Source organism: Candidatus Binatia bacterium (assembly GCA_036382395.1).
In the GTDB taxonomy this organism is placed as follows: Bacteria; Desulfobacterota; Binatia; order HRBIN30; family HRBIN30; genus JAGDMS01.
Genome location: DASVHW010000357.1, coordinates 1 through 2,749, shown reverse-complemented (window position 1 = coordinate 2,749; position 2,749 = coordinate 1). Strand labels below are relative to the sequence as shown.

3 protein-coding genes are annotated in these 2,749 nt (G+C 63.1%); all 3 read left to right on the top strand.

The window, feature by feature from the left end:
• Window positions 1-886, top strand: an 886-nt coding sequence (locus VF515_17155; GenBank protein HEX7409360.1) for a tripartite tricarboxylate transporter substrate binding protein, incomplete at its 5' end; no start/stop codon positions are given.
• A gap of 48 nt (window positions 887-934) precedes the next feature.
• Window positions 935-1,492, top strand: coding sequence for a tripartite tricarboxylate transporter TctB family protein (locus VF515_17150; GenBank protein ID HEX7409359.1), 558 nt, complete (start codon window positions 935-937; stop codon window positions 1,490-1,492).
• Window positions 1,493-1,517: 25 nt separating this feature from the next.
• Window positions 1,518-2,749: tripartite tricarboxylate transporter permease (locus tag VF515_17145; GenBank protein ID HEX7409358.1), on the top strand; the 1,232-nt coding region annotated here is incomplete at its 3' end.

Sequence of the window (2,749 nt, the reverse complement as noted above, 5' to 3'; positions counted from 1 at the left end):
TGGCGGGTCGACCGACCAGATTACACGCCTCACTGCAGCCCAGCTGGAGCCGCTGCTCGGGCAGACGATAGTGATCGTGAATCAGGGGGGCGCGTCGGGCGCGCTGGGAACCAGAAGCGCGCTTGAGGCTACCAAGGATGGTTATACCTGGACCGCTGGTGCTGCGCAGGATCTGGGCGTGTACGAGATATTGGGTCTCCTCAAGACCCGCATCACCGACTGGCACGTTTTCACCAACGTGGCCAACATCCAGGTGCTCAGCGTCAGTGCTAATTCGCCCTACAAGACCGCGAAGGAATTGCTCGACGCGATGAAGGCGAAGCCGGGACAGCTTTCGGTCGGTACAGCCGGCGTCACCTCGACCGGACACAACGCGATGGAAGCCATCGCCAAGGCGACCGGTGTGAAATATCGCCATGTCCCCTATGACGGCGGCACTCCGGCGGTGGTGGCTACCGTCGCGGGCGAAACGGACGTTACCGCACAGTCCGCCGTCGAGCAGGTAGACATGATCCGGGGCAAGCGCCTGCGTCCACTCGCGGTGGTGGGGGACCAGCCGCTGGAGATCGAAGGCTACGGCACAATCCCGCCGTTGTCCTCGGTAATTCCCGGCTTCACCGCGCCGGCCAACTACTTCGGCATCTTCATTCCGAAGGGCGTGCCCGACGAGGTGGTGCAGACGCTCGAAAAGATTTGGGCACAGAACATCGTCAAGAACGAAGCTCTGAAGAAGTACGCGGTCACGCGCGGTGCGCTGTTTTCGCCGCTCTATGGCGAGCAAGCGCAAAAGGCCGTGTTCCCAGCCATCCAGCTGAATGCTTGGCTCATGTTTGACAGCAATAAGGCGAAAGTCTCGCCGGACACCATCGGCATCCCGAGGCCGTAAGCGTTCCAAAGAGTCGCCCGTGGCCCGGCACAGGGGCGTCATCAAGCGATGCAATCTTCCAGAGAAAATTCCGGCCTGGATGGGGCTGCTCGTTCGGCCGGGAGCCTCATAACGCCGCGGTCGGACTTCATTGCCGCGCTCGGCTGGATCGCATTCGGCATTGCGGTCGCCATCGGCTCCTGGCAAATGGATCGCCTAGAAAACCAGGACGTCCCTCCATATGCCGTTCCTGGTCTTCTGCCCTTCTTTCTCGGTCTTGCTATCGTCTTTTTCAGTACGCTGATGCTGGCGCGCGCCTGGAGACAGGGTGCGCTCGCCAAAGACGCGATTCAGGCAGCCGGCATGTCGATGGCCGGGCGCAAACGCTTCCTGATCGTGCTGAGCCTATGCCTGACGTTCGGCATCGTCCTGGTGGGTCACGGGCTGCCCTTCTGGCTCGCGGGCGCCATTTTCGTCTCCGCCACGATCTCCGTTCTGCAATACCCACAGCGCCGTGCCGCCAACCAGGTGCTGCGCGGAATCGCTCTGTCGATCGTGATCGGACTTTGTGCCGGCTTCGGTGTCACACTCGTTTTCCAGGAATTCTTCCTGGTGCGCCTTCCTTGAACGGCGTGGACAAGCAGGTTCTGCCATGCTCGACGGTTTAGTCTCACTGGGTCACGCGTATCTGGCACTCCTGCTCAGCCCGACGTCGCTCGCCCTCGGCTTGGCTGGCGCGCTGACCGGCATTCTCGTGGGCTGTATGCCGGGACTCTCCGCCACGCTTTGCATCGCACTGCTGACCACGCTCACAGTAAAGCTTCCCGCAAACGACGCCATTCTCATTCTCGTCTGCTCCTACGTCGGCACACTGTACGGTGGCTCGCGTTCGGCGATCCTGCTCAACATTCCGGGGACCGCCGCGAACGCAGCATCGTGCGCGGACGGCCACGCCCTTGCGTTGCGCGGCGAAGCCGGACGCGCGATCGGCATCGCCACGTCGGGCGCGTTTTGCGGCACGTTTTTCGGCGTGTTGTGCCTCGCGGCGTTCACGCCGATGCTGGCCAACGTCGCGCTGTCCTTCGGCGCCCAGGAGTTCTTCTGGCTCGCCCTGTTCGGCGTAACGATGTCGGGGACGCTCGTCGGCAACGACCCGCTCAAAGGCTGGTTGATGGGAGCGCTCGGTCTCTTCGTCGCGCAGATCGGACAGGAGGGAATCTATGCGCACGACCGATTCACCTTCGGCTTTCCCGCGCTCGCCGGCGGTATCGCACTCATCCCGGCGCTCATCGGGGCGTTCGGCTTTGCCGAAGTGCTGACCAGGCTGGCCGATCCGGTGGAGCGTAAACTCCTGGAAATGCGCGATTCGATCCGGCCGCGTTTTGACGAAGTCGCGCGCTACTGGCGCACCGTGCTGCGGTCCGGCGCGATCGGCGTGCTGACGGGCCTGATGCCGGGCGTCGGCGAGGATTCCGGGGCGTGGATGTCGTACGCCGCCGCAAAGGCCACGACCAAGGAGCCCGAGTTGTTCGGCAAAGGCTCCATCGACGGCCTGATGGCGGCCGAGACCGGCGACATGTCGTCGATCCCTGGGCACATGATTCCCATGCTGGCCCTGGGCGTGCCCGGCTCCGCGCCTTCCGCGGTGTTGATGGCAGCGATCATCATCCACGGGATCCAACCCGGCCCGATGATGATGGTCGAGCATCCGCAATTTGCCTATGACATGGTCGCGATGACGACGCTGGCGACCGTGTGCATCCTCATCTTCGGTCTCTATCTCGTGCGGCCGCTGCTCTACGTGCTGCGCGTCAAGCACAGCGTGCTGATGCCAATCATCTTCCTCATGTCAGTGGTCGGCTCCTACGCGACGGCATGGCGGCT

Bases quoted from the DNA above. Each gene is read 5' to 3' on its own strand.
- VF515_17150 (HEX7409359.1), top strand. From the start codon at position 935: ATGCAATCTTCCAGAGAAAATTCCGGCCTGGATGGGGCTGCTCGTTCG.